Raw genomic sequence first — 16,743 nt, forward strand, 5'->3', positions numbered from 1 at the left:
TCGGTCCGGCCCCGGTCGTGCGCGTTCCGCGTGTCGGCCGGGGCCTTCAGTGTTCGTGACGCACGAGGTCGACGCCCGCGGCGGCGAACTGCCCCAGCGTCGCGTGCGGAAGGAACGCCCGCGTCAGGGCGGCACCGATTCGCGTGAGATCGGCCTCGTCGCGGTAGAGCAGGTACATCGTCTCGTAGCGCGGGTGGAACTTCTGCTTGAACCGGTGCAACGAGGCGAAGCCGTAGACGGGCTCGAGCATCGCGGCCATGCGGTCCTGCAGGTCGGCGATCGCGCCGGCATCCGCCGGATACTCGTGGGCCAGCGGGGCGCCGGACAGGGACATGACCTGGGCTCCTTCGGCGGAGAACTCGCGGGCGGATGCGCCGATGAGGTACTCCATGACCGGCCCGAAGCCGCCGTCGCGGCGGCGCATCAGGTCGAGCGTCCAGCCGCGGATCCCGTCCTCGCCGTAGATCGGCAGCCACGACAGGAAGCCGTCCACATCGCCCTGCGGTGAGACCGCAAGGGCGATACGCACCTCGGGATCGGCCGCTTCGTGCAGGGTGCCGAGGGTGAACCCCATCTCGGGCAGGCCCTTGTCTCCGACCCAGCTCTCCGAGATCGCACGCAGTTGCTGTCGCACCCCCCACGTCTCGTCGCTGAGCCTCGAGAGGCGGAAGGTCATGCCCTCGCGCTCGCCGCGATTGAGCGAGGTGCGCACCGCGCCCCAGGCCTTGCCGGTGAACTGCAGGCCGGGCAGATCGACCACCGTGTCATCGGCCACGACGATGCGTCGCCATCCGTCCGGGACGGCATCGGCCGTCGCCTCGCCCGCGCTGAAGAAGCACGGGGCGAGTCCGGCGGCTTCGGCGGCGTCGACGAAGGAGCGGACGGTCTGAGCGCGCGTGCCGACGGGACCGAGGGGATCTCCGAGAGCCAGAGCGACGCCGGAGCGACGCCGGTAGGCGACGATGCCCCGGCCGAAGCGCGCGTACGACATGCCGTCCCACGTCGTCATCCAGGACAGCGTGCCGCCGCCGGTCGCGTGCAGTTCGTTCTTCACCTCGGCGACCGACGGAGCGGGGGAGTCGCCGAGCGCCGCGCGCGGACGGGCGCGGAAGGCCGCCCGCACGAGGAAGAAGTAGACGGATGCCACGAGCCACAGCGCCGAGGAGGCCAGGACGCTGGTGAAGTCGGCATCCAGATCCGCTTCGATCTGGGTGAGACCCTCCAGGAGGAGGACGCCGAAGAGCAGAAGAACCAACAGGAGGTTCAGCGCGCTGTAGAGCATCACCACGACCCAGGCCCATCGTCGACCGCGGCGGAGGGCTGTGGCGATCACGAGGACGACGAGCGTATTGACCGCTACGTCGACCCACGAGCCCGAGGCCGCCGCCGATGAACCGAAGGGGCCGGTCATCGGGGCGAGATAGCCCAGGATCTCGAACGCGCCGAGGGCGCACAGCACCACGAACGCGATGAGGCGCTGCTCGCGCACGCTCACGCGCTGCGGGCGCAGCGACCTGTCGACTCCCAGCACGAGGGCGACGGCGAGGACGCGCTCGAGATCGGGGAGTGAGCCGTAGTAGAGGAAGGTGAGGGCGAGACCCGCGATGAGGACCGTCCACGCGCGAAGGCGCCACGGGGAGGGCAGGAGCGCGAGCGCCGCCGCCACGCAGGCGAAGACACCGCCGGAGGGACCCACATCGAGCGTCATCGCCTGTGCCTGCGCCCAAGGCCACGACAAGAAGGCCGCGAGCCACAGGAAGAGGGACGCGGCGAAGATCGAGAAGAGCTGGCCCACGGCGAAGTACGCACTCGCGACGCGCGTGCCGCGACGGACCTCGAGGAACCCCATCCCGACGAGGGTCGGGAGGCCGACGAGGTACAGCCACGGTGCGCTGATCACGAAGGTGCCGGTGATCGGCGTCCACCACCGGCCGGCCTCGAGGGCGGGCAGGCCGTACGCAAGCGTGTCGAAGGCGTCGGAGGCGGTGAACGGCTGCCAGAGCGCGCCGGTCGCGACGCCTGTGGCGAGCAGGATGCCGACCAGCATGATCGTGGCCGGCAGGCGGCGCGCGAGCTGCGGCACCCGTCGGCGCATCGTGTTCTGCCCCATGCCGCTCACGATAGGGCACGGGGGTCGCGCGACGGCGGACCGGGGTCGGTGGTCAGCTCGGTCGGGACACCGAGTGCCACGCGGCGCGGGCGTGGGCGAGAGCCTGCTCGGCATCGGTCGCCGCGCGGGCGGCGGCGAGGTGACGGCGGGCGTCTTCGAGCCGGAGGCGATCGGCGATCGGGGCCTCGGAGTCGCGCGCGTCGGCGACGGCGAGGGCGGCGCGGGCGCAGGCCAGGGTTCCCGGCAGAGCGGCGCGTGCGGCTTCGAGGCGTTGCCGCGGGGTCATCGCCTCGCTCAGCGCTTCGTCTCTTCGCTCGCGTACCCGGGCCACGATGGCGATGGCGCGCCGGGGTCGCCGGGCCGTGTCGGTCGCCGCGGCTTCGAGGTCTCGTGCGGCGGCGTCCAAGCGCTCAGCGGCGTCGGGTGCCGCTTCGCCGGGCCGGCGAGACGCCAGTTGCGTCGCTGCCGCGATCTCGGCTCGCGCCGCGGTGATCTCGGTCGCCGCGTTCTCGGCGGCCTGCATCGCGACCCGGTGCGCGTCCTCGACGGCGCGCAGCTGTCTTTCGGCGCGGGCGAGGGCGGCGGAGGCGTCCAAGAGGTGGCGGCCGTCCGGCTCGGAGGCGGCGCGCTCGATGGCGTCGTCGGCGTCGCGGAGGGCGTCGGATGCCGCCCGCCCGGCCGCCTCGGCATCGTCGCGGTCTTCGGGGGCGAAACGTTCGCGCAGTACGAAGAGGAGCGGCTCGGGGTCGCCCGTCGTTTCGATCAGTCGTGCGCGGCGGCCGCGGGCGGCGGCCAGGAGCGCGGCCGCGCTCCGGTGCGTGCGGGCCCACTCCTCGAGCTGCGTGCGGGTGCGAGCGACGCGTTCGCTCTGGTCGTCCAGCTGGGCGCGTAACCGGCGGGCCTCGTCGCGTCGCCGGACAGCGAGACCGGTGTCGGTCTCGAGGCGCGAGACGTCGGCGAACCCGCGATCGCGCGTGCGAAGGGCGGCGGTCCGGGCGCGGCGGAGCTCGGTCGGTTCGTCGATGGCATCTACCGCGTCCGCGGCCCGGAAGGCCAGCTCCAGTTCGATGACGGCGTCGTCGAGGCGAAGCAGCGCCTCGGCGGCATCGCTCACGGACTGGGCGGCCGCGGCGCGAGCACGGGGCGATCTGCGCCAGAGCCGCACGGCGATGACGATGGCCGCCACGGTGAGTGCGGCCGCCAGCAGGGCGATCGTCGCGGGGGCAACCCCCTCGAGTTCAGACACCGACGGAGGTGCCCGGTCCCGACGAGTCGTCGATCAGCAGAAGAGCACGCAGTTCGTCGATCTCGTCGACGGCAGCCTGGGCGCCGTCCGCCTCGTGGGGCCAACTGAAGCCCCACCGGACGAAGATCACCGGCACCCCGGCATCCACCCCTCCCTCGACGTCGTGGTGTCGATCGCCGATGAGGATGGGGCGCGAGGTGTCGGCCCCGGCGGCTTCGAGACGGCGCAGCGCCTCGCGCACGACGTCGGCCTTCGTGCTCAGGGTGCGCTCGTCGAGGGTGGCTCCGACCATGGCCTCGAGTGATGGAGCGAGGCCGAAGTGGTCCATGAGGGCGACCACCTGTACTTCGGGCTTGGAGCTCGCCGTCGACTGCGGAATGCCCGCCGCGTGCAGGTCGTGCACCAGCTGTTCGACGCCCGGGTACAGGCGCGCGCTCACCGTGTAGCCCTCGCTCTTGTTCAGCCCGCGGTAGAAGGTGACGGCTTCGGTGGCCTGCTCGGGAGTCATCCCCACGTTCACCTGGAACGACTCGAACATCGGCGGACCGATCCAGTGCGACAGCTCTCCCCGCACGGGGGGCGTGCGTCCGAAGTGCTCGAGTGTGATCGTCAACCGGCGGAGGATTCCCTCCGATGCGTCGACGAGGGTTCCGTCGACGTCCCACAGGACGCAGGAGAAGGGAGAGCGTGCAGGCATGCGTCCACGCTACCGGCGCTGCCCGCGCGCGGCGCTCGCCGCGTCAGAAGAGCCGCGGGGCGCCCGACTGCACGCCCTTCATCTCGTCGTAATCGAGGACGAGGCACCGGATGCCGCGGTCGGTGGCGAGCACGCGCGCTTGGGGCTTGATCTCTTGCGCGGCGTAGACGCCGGTGACCGGGGCGAGCAGAGGATCGCGGTTGAGCAGCTCGAGGTAGCGGGTGAGCTGCTCGACGCCGTCGATGTCGCCGCGACGCTTGACCTCGATCGCGACGGTGCCGTGGCCGTCGTCATTGCGCAGCAGCAGATCGACCGGGCCGATCGCGGTGGGGTACTCACGGCGCACGAGCGTGAGGTTCTCACCCACCACCGACACCTGCTCGGCGAGCAGGCGCTGCAGATCGGCCTCGACGCCGTCCTTGATGAGCCCGGGGTCGAGGCCCAGGTCGTGGGCGGTGTCGTGCATGACCTCGTGGATGCGCACCAGCAGTGCGTCGCCGCTCTTCGCGTGCGTCACGCGCCAGCGTTCGATCACGCCGTCTTCGATGTCGGCCTCGTCGGGCTGCTCGAGGGTGAGCGAGCACGGCGGGCTCATCCAGTTCAGGGGCGCGTGTTGGACGTCGCGATGGAACGCAACGGTACCGTCGGCCTTGACCATGATGAGTCGGGTCGCGAGGGGGAGATGTGTCTTCAGGCGACCGGTGTAGTCGACGGAGCAACGAGCAATGACGAGGCGCACGACTCCATTGTCGCAACTCGAGACGATCGTCACACCGCCGTCGAGAGAGACCGTGCCGTGGCTGCGGTGCGCCGCCGCCCCCGGGTAGCTCGTCCGACGGGTCGCGTCACCCCGAGTGTTCCGCGCCGTCGTCGCGACAGCGAGATGCGCGTCGAGGCGGCCGGAGTCATCGACGCAGCAGCGGCCGCTGGGGGCCGCGTCGCCTAATCGCGGCGCGCCGGCTCTGCGGCCCGCTCGTTCTCGACGGCGAGGGGCTTGGCCGCGCCCGAGAAGAGACCGGATGCCACGATGAGCCCGACCACGATGAGCAACGTGTTGAGCAGACCGATGTGGTCGCCGATCCACCCGAGGATCGGGGGGCCGCACAGGAACGCCACGTAGCCGATGGTCGCCGCGGCGGCCACGCGGGAGGCGGCCTTGGCGGGGTCGTCGGCGGCGGCCGACATGCCGATCGGGAAGCCGAGCGAGGCGCCGAGGCCCCACAGAGCCGCACCCACGAAGACGAGGGGACCGTAGGGCGCGAGGATGAACAGCAACAGACCCGCGGCGGCGGTGCCGGCGAGCACCCGCAGCACGAGCACACGGCCGAGGCGGTCGACGACGGGGCCCCCGGCGATGCGGCCCACGGTCATCGCGACCGAGAACACCGCGAGCACGGCAGGACCTGCCTCTTCGGGGGCTCCGTGGCCGTAGACCACGGCCGAGGGGAGCCAGTCGTTGGCGCTGCCTTCGGCGAACGCCATGCCCAGCATGATCACCCCGAGCGTGTACGTACGCGGCTCGCGCCAAGCCTGCAGCGAGACGGCGAGACGCTCGCGCCAGTGGGCGCGCTCCTCGGCGGCGGGGGCGTCCATCGCGACCTCGGCCCGCGGCACGTTGGCCACCGACACGAAGGCCACCACGATGATGACCACGCCCATCGCCGCGCAGTGCGCGACCACGGGGATGCCCAGGCTGACGGCAACGAATCCCAGACCCGCGCCGATGACGGTGCCGAAGCTGAAGAAGGCGTGCAGCAGCGGCATGATCGTGCGCCGGGTGGCTTTCTCGAGCGCTGCTCCCTCGACGTTCATCATCACGTCGACCGTTCCGTTGCCGAACCCGAACAGGGCGAGGCCCACGAGGGCGACCCCGAACAACTGCAGCGAGTCGGCCCCGAAGCCGATGATCATGAGGCCGATGCCGACGAGCAGCAGGGCGACGAGCATGCCGGTGCGCGCGCCGATGCGGGCCATGACAGCCGGCGCGATCGAGAGACCGATGATGGATGCCACGCCCATGCCGAGCAGGAGCAGCCCGACGCCGGAGTTCTCGATGCCGAGCGATTCGCGGATGGCGGGCACCCGCGACGCCCACGTCGAGATGCTCAGCCCGCTCGCGAGGAAGATGGCGCAGATCGCGATGTGCCAGCGGACGAGCTGGGACCGGGTGAGCGTCGAGTGCATGCGGCCACTGTACCGAATCGATTCGACACGCATCGAATCGATTCGGCGACGCCCGCGTCGGCGAGTACGATCGGCCCGTGAGCAACCGTCGCGCGACCATCAGCGACGTCGCCCGAGAGGCCGGCGTCTCGGCGTCGACCGCGTCCGTCGTCTTCAGCGGCAAGACGCCGACCTCGCAGGCGACCCGCGCGCGAGTGCTCGCGGCGGCCGAGAGCCTCGGGTACACCGGGCCCGATCCGCGCGCCGCGTCCCTTCGTCGCGGACGCTCCGGCATCGTGGGCGTGGTCTTCGACCAGCACCTCGGTACGGCGTTCCTCGACCCGGTCACGACCCACATGATGGACGGTCTGGCCGACGGCGTCTCCCGCCTGGGGGCGGCGCTGCTGCTGCTTCGCGACGACGGCGAGACGGTGAGCGAACCCTCGCTGCACACCGCTCCCATCGACGCCGCGGTGCTGATCGGCTGCAGCCCGCGCATGCGCGACTCCCTCGAGATCGTGAAGGGCCGCGGCATCCCGGTCGTCGTGGTCGAGGGCGATGCGGGCGAGGGCGTGCCCCAGGTGCTGCTCGACAACACCGAGGCGCAGCGCAAGGCCGCGCGCCACCTCGAGGCGCTCGGTCACCGAGACGTCGTGATCGTCACCCTGCCCACCGACACGGCTCGGCGCCGCGGCTGGATCTCCGACGAAGCCGTCGTCCGGGTCGACGTCACCGCCGACCGGCTGGCCGGGGCCCGGGAGGTGTTCCCCGACGCTCCCGCCGTGGCCGCCGCCACCAGCTCGATCGACGAGGGGAGCATCGCCGGTCGAGCGATCTTCGCCGATCCCGACCACCGCCCGACGGCGGTCATCGCCCAGAGCGACCTGCTCGCGGCCGGGGTCATCCGCGCCGCCGAGGAAGCGGGTCTGCGAGTGCCCGACGACGTGAGCGTAACCGGGTTCGACGGGGTCGTCGTCGACGGCCTCGCCCCGCACGTGCTGACCACCCTGGTGCAGCCCGCCACCGCGAAGGGCCGCGCTGCCGGTGAGGCCGTGGCGGCGATGCTCGAGGACGAGACGCCCTCAGGGCTCGACCTGCGGTGCGCCTTCCGAGAGGGAACGACGACCGGCCCGCCGCGTACCACATGACGCCGCGGATGCTGGGACTCTCATGCTCCGCATAGAATAGTCACGACACCCCGAGAGCCCGGGCATCCGCCCGTCGACCCCGAGGAGGCCCGACCGTGCTGATCTTCCTCGGCGCCTTCGCGGCCGTCCCCCTTCTTCTGCCGTGGCTCGTCTCGCGCATCGGCGCCCGCGCGTTCTACGTTGCCGCGGTGCTCCCCGCCCTTGCCTTCGCCCACGCCGTGGTCCTTGCCCCCGCGGTCTTCTCGGGCGATATTCCTTTCGAGGAATACCGGTGGATCCCCGCGTTGAACGTGTCGCTGTCGATGCGCATGGATGTGCTGGGGTGGCTCCTCACCCTGGTGGTCACCGGCGTCGGGGCGCTCGTCATGCTCTACTGCCGCTGGTACTTCCGCGGCAAGACGCGGGGCGTGGGGCAGTTCTCGGCGGTCCTGCTCGGGTTCGCCGGTGCGATGTACGGCTTGGTCCTCACCGACGATCTCGTCGTCCTGGTGATGCTGTGGGAGGCCACGAGCGTCCTGTCGTACCTGCTGATCGGCTACTACCACAGCCGTTCCGCGAGTCGCCGTGCCGCGCTGCAGGCGCTGCTCGTCACGACCCTCGGCGGGCTCGTCATGCTCATCGGCGTGGTGCTCATGGTGGTCCAGTCGGGCACGTCCAGCCTGTCGGCGATCCTCGCCGACCCTCCCACGGGCGCGGTCGTCGACATCGCGGTCCTGCTGCTGCTGGTCGGCGCCCTGAGCAAGTCCGCGATCTTCCCGTTCCACTTCTGGCTCCCCGGCGCTATGGCCGCGCCCACCCCGGTCAGCGCGTACCTGCACGCTGCGGCCATGGTGAAGGCCGGCATCTACCTGATCGCCCGTCTCGCTCCCGGGTTCGCCGACACCCCGTTCTGGCGACCGACCCTCATCGCGCTCGGGGTCTTCACCATGTTGCTCGGTGGCTTCCAGGCGCTGCGCGAACGCGACCTCAAGCGCATCCTCGCCTTCGGCACGGTGAGCCAGCTGGGCTTTCTCACGGTGATGCTGGGATACGGAACGAGAGATGCCGCTCTCGCCGGCGTCGCGCTCCTGCTCAGCCACGCCCTGTTCAAGTCGTGCCTCTTCCTCGTCGTCGGTGTCATCGACCGCCAGCTCAACACGCGTGACATCGGCCAGCTCTCCGGCCTCGGCCGCCAGGCGCCGGTCATGGCCACGGCGTCGTTCGTCGCGATCTTCTCCATGGCGGGTGTGATCCCCACCCTCGGATTCGTCGCGAAAGAGACGGCGCTGACCGCTCTGCTGCACGAGGCCGAGGGGGGAGCGGTGTGGGGGATCGTCGCCCTGGTCGGCATCGTCCTGGGCTCCGCGCTCACGGCGGCCTACGGCATCCGATTCCTCTGGGGTGCGTACGGGACCAAGCGCGACGTCGAGACGACCGAGTGGCCGGACCCGCCCATCGGGTTCTTGTCGGCTCCCGTGCTGCTGTCGGCGACCACGCTGGCCCTCGGGTTCCTCGCGCCGATCGTCGACCACTGGCTCGCTCCCTACGCCGACGGACTCCCCGAGGCGACGGCCGGGGTCGATTCGCCCGAGTATCCGTACCACCTCGCCCTCTGGCACGGGCTCGAGCCGGCGCTGTTCATCTCGCTCGGCACCCTGGCGCTGGGCGCGGGCGTGTTCTGGGTGGTGCGCAAGACACAGCTGCACAAGCGTCCTCGTGTGCTGCCCTTCACGGCCAACGACGCGTACAACGGCACCCTCCGCGCGATCGACCACACCTCGGAGTGGGTGACCGCCCGCTTCCAGCGCGGTTCGTTGCCGTTCTACGTCGGCACGATCTTCGTGGTGCTCGTGGTCGCCGAGGGCACGGCCCTACTGGCCTCGCGCGAGTGGCGCGCGCAGCTCGACGCCTGGCAGTCTCCCGCGCAGCTGATCTCGGCACCTGTCATGATCGCCGCCGGCATCTTGGCCGTCCGCGCCCGAAAGCGCTACACCGGGGTCGCGCTCGTCTCGGTGACGGGGCTCGGGATGGTGGTGCTCTTCGCGACCAGCGGCGCCCCCGATCTCGCGCTGACCCAGGTGCTCATCGAAACCGTGACCCTCGTCGTGTTCGCGCTGGTGCTGCGGCGCCTCCCCGCCCGCATGGGGGAGCAGAACGAGTCGGTGGCCCCGATCGCCCGAGCGATCCTCGGCGCGGGCGTGGGGCTCACCATGGCCCTCGTCGCGATCGTGGCGACCGGAGCACGTCAAGACCTCCCCATCTCCCTCGAGTGGCCGCCCCTCGCCTACGAGATCGGCCACGGACGCAACGTCGTCAACGTTGCGTTGGTCGACCTGCGCGGCTGGGACACGATGGGCGAGCTCTCGGTGCTGGTCCTCGCCGCCACGGGCGTGGCATCCCTCGTCTTCATCACCAACCGCAGCGACAACCTCGCGCGCCGATCGGGCACCGCGCGCTCTCGCGTCGGGCTGGGCCGCCGTCGACCCCTCGTCGAGACCGACAGCGGCGTGCGCGCTCGACGCGTGGGCGAGACCGGCGCCCCGCGCGCGTGGCTGATCTCGGGCTCCAAGGTGCAGCCCGAGAACCGTTCGATCCTGCTCGAGATCATCATCCGGGTGCTGTTCCACTCGATCATGATCGTGTCGCTGTACTTGCTCTTCGCCGGCCACAACCTGCCCGGCGGGGGCTTCGCCGGAGGCCTGGTCGCGGGAATGGGCCTGGTCATGCGCTACATCGCCGGCGGCCGCTGGGAGCTCGGCGCCGCCGCGCCGACCGACGCGGGACGCCTGCTCGGTGCGGGCATGGCGATCGCCGTGCTGTGCGCCCTGGTGCCGATGGTGTTCGGGTTCGCGCCGCTGCAGAGCTTCACCTTCGAGGGCGAGCTGCCGATCATCGGGCACTGGGAGTTCGTCACCAGCACGATCTTCGACGTGGGCGTCTACCTCGTGGTGATCGGTCTGGTGCTCGACGTGCTCCGCAGCCTCGGCGCCGAGGTCGACCGGCAGTCGCAGCACCCGGAAGATGCGGAGATGGCGCCCTCATGACCATCTCCTTCGTTCTCGTCATCGTCATGGCCGTGCTCTTCGCGTGCGGTGTGTACGCGATGCTCGAGCGCAGCCTGACCCGCGTGCTGATCGGCTTCCTGCTGCTCGGCAACGCCGCCAACCTCCTGCTCCTCATCGTCATGGGCGCGCCCGGCCGGGCCCCCTTCTACGACGGCGGGCAGACGGATGCCGCGGACATCTCCGACGCGCTGCCCCAGGCCCTGACGCTCACCGCGATCGTCATCACGTTCGGCATCTCGGCGTTCCTGCTCGCGCTCATCTACCGCTCCTGGCAGCTCGGTCAGGCCGACACGGTCATCGACGACGCCGATGACGTGGCTCTGCGCACCCGCGCGGCCGACGAGCCCGAAGACGCGATGGACGAAGAGGCCCGTTCCGACGACGAAGACGTCACCACCGACTTCGTCGGCGATGTGGCCTCGCCCATCCGCGTGCTGCACCAGGGCGATCTCTCGCAGCTGGTCGACGACGCTCCGGTCGACCGGGTCGCGGTGTCGCGTGAATCGGAGTCGCCGCTCGACGCCCCCCGCGACCCCCAGGACGGTGATCGCTCGTGAGCGCCCTCGTGCCCCTGCTCGTCGGCATTCCGCTCATCGGTGCCGCGATCAACCTCATCTTCGGACGACGCAAGAAGACGCAGATCGTCGTGTCGGTCGCCTCCCTCGCGGCCGTCCTCGTGCTGGGTGCGGTCCTGCTCGTCACCGTCGACACGAGCGGGCCCATCGCGGTGGCGATCGCCGCGTGGGACATCCCGTTCGGCATCGTGCTCTACGTCGACGTGCTCGCGGCCCTGCTGGTGGTCGTCACGAGCATCGTCCTCCTCGCGGTCCTGCTGTTCTCGATCGGCCAGGGCGCGGCCGACAACGACGAGGACACCCCGGTCTCGATCTTCTACCCGGCGTACCTGATCCTCGGCGCGGGCATCTTCAACGCCTTCATCGCCGGAGACCTGTTCAACCTGTACGTCGGTTTCGAGATCCTTCTCGTCGCCTCGTACGTGCTCATCACCCTGGGCGGCACCGAGTCGCGCATCCGCACCGGCGTCGTCTACATCGTCGTGTCGCTGGTGTCGTCGATCCTCTTCCTCGCCGCGATCGCGATGGTCTACGGCGCGCTCGGCACGGTCAACATGGTCCAGATCAGCGAGCGAATGTCGCTGCTGCCTCAGGACACGCAGACGATCCTGCACCTCATGCTGCTGCTCGCCTTCGCGATCAAGGCGGCGGTCTTCCCGCTGTCGTTCTGGCTGCCCGACTCGTACCCGACGGCTCCCGCGCCGGTGACGGCGGTGTTCGCGGGCCTGCTGACCAAGGTCGGCGTCTACGCGATCATCCGCACCGAGACACAGCTGTTCGTCGACAACGACCTCAACTTCCTGCTGATGATGGTCGCGCTGTCGACGATGATCGTCGGCATCCTGGGCGCGGTCGCGCAGGCCGAGCTCAAGCGCATCCTGTCGTTCACGCTGGTGAGCCACATCGGGTACATGATCTTCGGTCTGGCGATCAACACGCCGCTCGCGGTGGGGGCCACGATCTACTACATCGTCCACCACATCATCGTGCAGACGACGCTGTTCCTCGCGGTGGGCCTCATCGAGCGCCGGGCGGGGAGTACCTCGATCCTGAAGGTGAAGGGCCTGATGCGCGCGGCGCCACTGCTGGCGGTGCTCTACTTCATCCCGGCGATCAACCTGGGCGGCCTGCCTCCGTTCTCGGGCTTCATCGGCAAGTACGCGCTGTTCGACGCCGCGGCTCAGGTGGGAACACCCGTGATGATGGTCCTGATCGTCGGCGGTATCGTGACCTCGATCCTCACGCTGTACGCGCTCATGCGCGCGTGGAACCTCTCGTTCTGGCGCGAAGACGACGACTCGGCCGAGACGACCGAGCGCATCGCGTACCTCGGCAACGCGCCCGCCGCCGCCATCTCGACCGAGCGGCGCACGACGCCGAAGATCATGACGCTCGCCACCGTCGGCATGGTGGCGGTCACCGTGTCGCTGACCGTGTTCGCCGGACCGCTGCTCGACATGTGCCTGCGGGCGGGCGTCGACATCACCGACGGGGTCAGCCTCGTCCAGGTCCAGGAACAGGCGGGTCAAAGATGAACCCGTCCCGCCGTTCGCAGGTGTCGCTCTTCCTGCACCAGCTTCCGTTCCTGGTCTGGCTGGTCGCGCTGTGGATGCTGCTGTGGGGCCAGTTCACCTGGCTCGCCTTCCTCACGGGTCTCGTCATGGCGGTCTTCGTCACCCGCGTCTTCCGCCTTCCTCCCGTCGAGCTGTCGGGTCGCATCAACCTCTGGTACGGCCTCGTCTTCGTCGTCACCTTCCTCGGCGCCGTCATCAAGGGCTCCCTCATCGTCGCGTGGCAGGTGCTCGATTTTCGGCGGCAGCCCGGTGCGGCCATCATCGCCGTGCCCCTTCGGGTGGACGACGATGTGATCATGGCGCACACCGCCGTCACGGCATCGCTCATCCCGGGCTCGCTCATCGTCGACGTCGATCGCGAGAACCGCACGCTGTTCCTGCACACCATCGGGGTGCGCAGCGACGCGGATGCCGAGCACCAGCGCCGCGTCGTGCTCGGGTGGGAAGCCCGCATCACGCGTGCCGTGGGCTCGAAGGAAGAGCTGCAGGAGCTGCGCGCCAAGATCGCCGAGGCCGACGTCGACGCCCGCCACGGGGCCGAGACGCCGCGCGATGGGAGGACGCTACTGTGAACATCCTCGTCGTGGTCATCCTCGTCGTCTTCGCCGTCGCCGCGGTGCTGGCGCTGATCCGTCTCGTGATCGGTCCGTCGATCCTCGACCGTGCGGTCGCCGCCGACGTGCTGCTCACCGAGGTGCTCTGCATCCTGGGCGCCGACATGGTCATCAATCACCACACGCGCTCGCTGCCCGCAATGCTGATCATCGCGGCCGTGGGCGTGTTCGGCTCGATCGCCGTGGCCCGCTTCGTCGCGCGGAAGGAGAACCCGAGATGACCCTCGACGGCGTTCTCGACACCGTGGCGCTCGTCCTCGTGCTCCTCGGTGCGATCCTCTGCCTCACCGCGACCATCGGCCTCCTGCGGTGGCGCGATGTGCCCACGCGCCTGCACGCGGCGACCAAGCCGCAGGTGCTCGGCGTGCTTCTCATCGTCTCTGCGGTCGCGCTGGCGACGGGCACGTGGGAGGCGCTCGCTTTCGGCATCCCGATCGTGCTCATCCAGTTCGCGACGGCGCCCCTCGCCGCGCACATGGTCGGTCGGGCGGCCTACCGCAACCGGACGACCGATGAAGAGAACCTCTACATCGACGAACTGCACCACAGCACGGAGCAGCCCGGTTCGACCGGGGCGGAGTCCCGCCCCGAGAGCTGAGTCCCGCTCAGATCCCGGCCTCGCGGACGTCTTGCTGCGCTTGCGGTGAGGCGACGCCCTCGGCGGGGTCGGGTGTCTCGGTGCGGTGGTCGAGCTCGCGTGCTTCGCGCTCCTCGCGCCGCCCCTCGGCCAAGAACGCCAAGCGGTTGAGGCATTCCTGGTTGCGTGCGACGAGCATCGGCTTCCACAGGGCGCGGGGCAGGAACGACGCGGCTCCCGACACCGGCTCCTCGACGATGGTCACCGCCGTGCCGTCGCCGTGGGGGCGGGCGTCGATGCGGATGACTCCTCGCCCCAGGATGCCGGCCTCCGGCCTCAGTCGCAGTAGACGAGGGGGATCCCACTCCACGATCTCGGTCTGATCGTGGATCATCACGGGCCACACGCCCAGCGAGTGATGGATGCGCGATCCTTCGCGCGGCCACTGTTCGTCGACGTCGCGCATCCGCGCGGCTCCCACGACCCACACGGGGTAGAGCCAGCCGTCGGAGAGGACGGCGAAGAGGTCGTCGGGCGTGCAGCGCATCAGACGCGTGTTGCGGGCGGCCATGGCATCCTCCGGTCGGCGTGCATCCGACTGTAGGCCGCCGCGGGGTTCTGGCCCGCTCCCCTTGACGCGCTGCCCGCGCATGAGGGGCCGGAAATCATTGCCGGGGCCCTGTCCCGGCCGCGATTCTCGGCCCCTCGCGCGCGGTACGGGGATCTCAGCCGCGGGTGATGTCGGTTACGGTGCCCTGAGCCAGGCGCAAGCGACGGCGGGCTCGGCGGGCGACGGCGGAGTCGTGCGTGACCACGACCAGGGTCAGCCCCTCGGCGTTGAGCTCCTGCAGCACGTCGAGGATCTCGTCGCGCATGCGCTCGTCGAGGTTGCCGGTGGGCTCGTCGGCGAGCAGCACGCGGGGCCGCTTTGCAACGGCCCGGGCGATCGCGACGCGCTGCTGCTGACCGCCCGAGAGCTCCCCGGGGCGGTGATCGGCGCGGTCGGCGAGGCCCACGCGGGTCAGGGCCGCCGTCACCCGGCCGCGGCGCTCGTCGCGGCCCAGCCCGAGGGGCTCGAGGCCCATGTCGACGTTCTCGGCGGCGGTCAGCGTCGGGATGAGGTTGAACCCCTGGAACACGAACCCGATCTCTTCGGCGCGCAGCTTCGCCAGCTGCGCGTTCGACGCCCGCGCGATGTCGAGCTCGCCCAGCACGATCGACCCGCTCGAGGGCCGGTCGAGGGCCCCGAGCATCTGCAGCAGCGTCGACTTGCCGCCGCCGGTCGGTCCCTGGATGGTGACGAAGTCGCCCACGGTGATCTCGAGGTCGACCCCGGCCAGTGCCTGCACCGTGCGATCGCGTTGGCGGTAGGTGCGGGTGACGCCGTCGAGTCGGTAGGCGGTGGCGACGGAGGGGGGAGCGGTGAGGGTCATGATGTCTCTTTCGAAAGATGGGGGATGCCGCTCACGCGACGGATCTGAGGGCGGCGGCGGGGCTGAGGCGAGCGGCTCGCCATCCGCCGAAGGCTCCGGCGAGGACCCCGCCGAGAACGGCGATCCCCACCGCCGCGACCACGACCACCGGGGTGACGGGAGCACTGAGCACGATGTCGGTGGCCTGGGCCGCGGCCTGGCCGAAGCCGCCGGGGCCTGGGCCCCCGGGTCCGCCCTGGCCGCCGGGACCGGTCGTCTCCGCGGCCACCGAGATCGTGGGCGCGATGACGTCGATGAGCAGGATGCCGCCGAGACCCAAGAGCAGTCCCACGGCCCCGCCGATCAGTCCCTGCACGAGGGACTCGCCCGCGACCTGACGCACGATGCGGCCGTTCGACCAGCCGATCGCCTTGAGCGTTCCGAACTCGCGGGTGCGCCGCGCGACGCCCGAGATGGTGAAGAGCACCGCCAGGGCAAGGGCGACCAGCAGCACGACGACCGACAGCCAGGTGCCGAGGTTCGTGATCATGGTCGACGCGCTCGAAAGCGATCCCGAGACGCTCGAGGCGAGCTCTGACTGCGAGCTGACGGTGGCCTCGGGCAGCGCGGCCGCGATCTCGCTCTGCACCGCGTCGATGGCATCCGCCGACGCGGCCTGCACGTACACCGTCGAGACGACATCCCCCGTGCCGGCGAGGGTCTGTGCGACATCGAGGGGGAGGTAGACGTTCGCGGCGGTGTCGGCGTCAGCCGAAGCGGAAGCGACGATCCCGACGACCTGCATCGCCGTGCCCGCGACCTCGACCGTGCCGCCGACGGAGAGCCCGGCGCTCGCCGCGTAGGTCGCGTCGACGACAGCGACGTCGGTGTCGGCGTCGGCCGAGGTGAGCGCGCGGCCCTCGGCCACGGTGACCGAGGAGAGCGGGCCGACGGATGCCGCGGGGTCCACGCCGAGCACGCTGAAGGAGTCGACGCCGAAGGCGCTGCCGCCGTCGCCACCCGGTCCGCCCGCGGGAGGAGCGCCCATTCCGCCCGTGCCCTGCCCCGGGCCGGATCCGGTGCCCGACTGCGCGCTGCGATCGGGGACCTGGCCCGAGAAGGTCGTGTTGGTCAGTGCCAGTGCACCGGTGGCGGCCGACACCCCCTCGAGGCTCGAGACCGTGGAGACGGCGGTGGCGTCGAGCGTGCCGCGGCGCATGTCGGTCATCAGCCGCGACTGGCTGAGGGTGGTGGTGCCGTCGGCGCTCGCTCCCTCGCCGGCGCCGAAGTCGAAGCGCGAGCCGCCGCCCTGGCCCGGCTCGGACTGCGCGCCGGTCACCGTGAGGTCGGTGCCCACTCCGTACACCGACGACAGCGCCTGCGACTGGGCATCTCGGACGCCCGCTGAGAGGGCGTTCACGACGATGACGAGGGCGATCGCGATCGCGAGCCCGACCGCGACGATCACGGTCTGTTTCTTTCGGCCGGCGAGTTCGCGCCGCAGGTAGGTGCCGTACATGCTTCTCCTTCCGGACGCGGGGTGCGGCCGTTGCGTCGACCGTAAGAACGGCACCCTCACCGCT

At 70.6% G+C, this 16,743-nt stretch carries 15 protein-coding genes; 7 read left to right on the top strand and 8 right to left on the bottom strand.

What is annotated here, in order from left to right; all coding sequences use genetic code 11:
• Positions 1-46: 46 nt before the first annotated feature.
• The 5 genes from QE416_RS05405 to QE416_RS05425 form a co-directional block, all read right to left on the bottom strand.
• Positions 47-2,110 (bottom strand): bifunctional lysylphosphatidylglycerol flippase/synthetase MprF, encoded by a 2,064-nt coding sequence (locus tag QE416_RS05405; RefSeq protein WP_307314192.1) that lies wholly within the window; start codon positions 2,108-2,110, stop codon positions 47-49.
• 52 nt (positions 2,111-2,162) lie between these two features.
• The gene (locus QE416_RS05410) at positions 2,163-3,356 is read right to left on the bottom strand and encodes a hypothetical protein (protein ID WP_307314195.1); all 1,194 of its coding nucleotides are present in this window, start codon (positions 3,354-3,356) and stop codon (positions 2,163-2,165) included.
• Positions 3,349-4,053, bottom strand: a complete 705-nt coding sequence (locus tag QE416_RS05415) for an HAD hydrolase-like protein (protein ID WP_307314198.1) — start codon at positions 4,051-4,053, stop codon at positions 3,349-3,351. The genes QE416_RS05410 and QE416_RS05415 overlap by 8 nt, the downstream gene beginning before the upstream one ends.
• Positions 4,054-4,096: 43 nt before the next feature.
• Positions 4,097-4,792: an endonuclease NucS gene (gene nucS / locus QE416_RS05420; RefSeq protein ID WP_103208530.1), complete on the bottom strand. Its 696-nt coding sequence runs from the start codon at positions 4,790-4,792 to the stop codon at positions 4,097-4,099.
• 203 nt (positions 4,793-4,995) lie between these two features.
• A complete protein-coding gene (locus tag QE416_RS05425; protein WP_307314202.1) occupies positions 4,996-6,237 on the bottom strand; it encodes a sugar MFS transporter in 1,242 nt (413 codons plus the stop codon).
• A gap of 77 nt (positions 6,238-6,314) precedes the next feature.
• Here QE416_RS05425 and QE416_RS05430 point away from each other — a divergent pair, with 77 nt between their 5' ends.
• The 7 genes from QE416_RS05430 (at position 6,315) to mnhG (ending at position 13,769) form a co-directional block, all read left to right on the top strand.
• Entirely contained in the window at positions 6,315-7,364 is a 1,050-nt protein-coding gene (locus QE416_RS05430; RefSeq protein ID WP_307314205.1) for a LacI family DNA-binding transcriptional regulator, read from the top strand.
• Between the two features lie 95 nt (positions 7,365-7,459).
• Complete coding sequence (locus QE416_RS05435; RefSeq protein ID WP_210075630.1) at positions 7,460-10,387, top strand: Na+/H+ antiporter subunit A; 2,928 nt, start codon at positions 7,460-7,462, stop codon at positions 10,385-10,387.
• Complete coding sequence (locus QE416_RS05440; protein WP_307314210.1) at positions 10,384-10,965, top strand: Na(+)/H(+) antiporter subunit C; 582 nt, start codon at positions 10,384-10,386, stop codon at positions 10,963-10,965. Before QE416_RS05435 ends, QE416_RS05440 begins: the two co-directional genes overlap by 4 nt.
• A complete protein-coding gene (locus tag QE416_RS05445; RefSeq protein WP_115916378.1) occupies positions 10,962-12,518 on the top strand; it encodes a Na+/H+ antiporter subunit D in 1,557 nt (518 codons plus the stop codon). Before QE416_RS05440 ends, QE416_RS05445 begins: the two co-directional genes overlap by 4 nt.
• Positions 12,515-13,129 (top strand): Na+/H+ antiporter subunit E, encoded by a 615-nt coding sequence (locus tag QE416_RS05450; RefSeq protein ID WP_210075634.1) that lies wholly within the window; start codon positions 12,515-12,517, stop codon positions 13,127-13,129. The genes QE416_RS05445 and QE416_RS05450 overlap by 4 nt, the downstream gene beginning before the upstream one ends.
• A complete protein-coding gene (locus tag QE416_RS05455) occupies positions 13,126-13,392 on the top strand; it encodes a monovalent cation/H+ antiporter complex subunit F (protein WP_103207366.1) in 267 nt (88 codons plus the stop codon). The genes QE416_RS05450 and QE416_RS05455 overlap by 4 nt, the downstream gene beginning before the upstream one ends.
• Positions 13,389-13,769 carry a monovalent cation/H(+) antiporter subunit G gene (gene mnhG, locus QE416_RS05460; protein ID WP_115916374.1) on the top strand — a complete coding sequence of 127 codons (381 nt, stop codon included), beginning with the start codon at positions 13,389-13,391 and terminating at the stop codon, positions 13,767-13,769. The genes QE416_RS05455 and mnhG overlap by 4 nt, the downstream gene beginning before the upstream one ends.
• A 7-nt stretch (positions 13,770-13,776) precedes the next feature.
• On the opposite strand, the gene QE416_RS05465 is transcribed toward mnhG, so the two are convergent.
• The 3 genes from QE416_RS05465 to QE416_RS05475 all read right to left on the bottom strand — a co-directional run bounded on the left by QE416_RS05465 (position 13,777) and on the right by QE416_RS05475 (position 16,679).
• Positions 13,777-14,319 carry an SRPBCC family protein gene (locus QE416_RS05465; protein WP_307314216.1) on the bottom strand — a complete coding sequence of 181 codons (543 nt, stop codon included), beginning with the start codon at positions 14,317-14,319 and terminating at the stop codon, positions 13,777-13,779.
• Positions 14,320-14,473: 154 nt separating this feature from the next.
• The gene (locus tag QE416_RS05470; RefSeq protein ID WP_267788880.1) at positions 14,474-15,181 is read right to left on the bottom strand and encodes an ABC transporter ATP-binding protein; all 708 of its coding nucleotides are present in this window, start codon (positions 15,179-15,181) and stop codon (positions 14,474-14,476) included.
• Between the two features lie 31 nt (positions 15,182-15,212).
• Complete coding sequence (locus QE416_RS05475) at positions 15,213-16,679, bottom strand: ABC transporter permease (RefSeq protein ID WP_307314220.1); 1,467 nt, start codon at positions 16,677-16,679, stop codon at positions 15,213-15,215.
• Positions 16,680-16,743 lie beyond the last annotated feature (64 nt).

Source organism: Microbacterium sp. SORGH_AS_0421, assembly GCF_030818635.1.
Taxonomy (GTDB): Bacteria; Actinomycetota; Actinomycetes; order Actinomycetales; family Microbacteriaceae; genus Microbacterium.